Origin of the sequence: Paraburkholderia sp. J69-1 (genome assembly GCF_905220255.1) — a bacterium.
In the GTDB taxonomy this organism is placed as follows: Bacteria; Pseudomonadota; Gammaproteobacteria; order Burkholderiales; family Burkholderiaceae; genus Paraburkholderia.
This window is the reverse complement of the sequence record NZ_CAJMZG010000076.1, coordinates 1-865: the sequence shown is the minus strand read 5'-3', so window position 1 is coordinate 865 and position 865 is coordinate 1. Positions and strand designations below refer to the sequence as shown.

Annotated in this window: 1 protein-coding gene; it reads right to left on the bottom strand. The window is 50.1% G+C overall.

Annotated features, from left to right (window positions below; all coding sequences use genetic code 11):
• On the bottom strand, positions 1-588 hold a 588-nt coding region (locus U5A67_RS40425; RefSeq protein ID WP_321818831.1), incomplete at its 3' end, for a filamentous hemagglutinin N-terminal domain-containing protein.
• Positions 589-865 lie beyond the last annotated feature (277 nt).

Here is an 865-nt window from a genome sequence, read left to right as displayed (position 1 = left end):
CGTTGTGCTATCACCTGCAATCAATCGGACGCCACCGGTCGAACTGGTATACGCATTGGAAACGAGGCCATCGACGGTAATCTGCCTGGCAACCAGGTCCAGATTTACCAACGTCCCTGACAGGCCGCCTGCGCCGATATTGATGCTTCCGCCTGTCGTTGTAATCACGACATTGCGCTGAATGTCACCTGTAGCGATGGACAGGTCGTCAAAATTTACCGAACCCGTTGTCAGAACAACATGCCCCACATTGAGGAAGCTGCCGCCATTCACCGTGATTCCATTTGGATTCGCGAGGATGACGTTTGCTCTTGAACCTAGCACATTGATCGCGCCTTCGATCAGCGATGGGCTGGTGCTCGTGACTTGATTGACGATCGTGCGTGCGTTCGCGGCCGTGTTATCCAGGTCAACACCAGCGGAGGATACATTGAATGAGCTATAGGTATTGTTTGATACCCCGCCGACTGCGGGTGCAATCGAGACGGTTGAATGTCCACTGGCGGTTGTCGTGACTGATGTATTGGTGCCTCCGTCAGCAACCACACCTGTCGATGCGAGCGCGCCAGCAGAATGGCTTCCAATCATGACGGTTACTGCCAACGCGGCTGTCCGATGTCGCCTTGTGATGGATATATTTCCGGGCCCTTCAAGAAGCGCTGTACGAAGCTTTCTGCTTTTCATTTTGTTGCGGGCGAATTCACCTCCATTCCATTCTTTTGATATCGAGATGAATCTAGCCATAACGCATGGTCTGTTGACGTTAGCGAACTATTTTACGAAAATTATTCGGATGAGACCACAATGAAAATTCTTTTAAGATTTGAGAGTAATTTCGCGTAATTTCTTGTAATGATTTATGCGT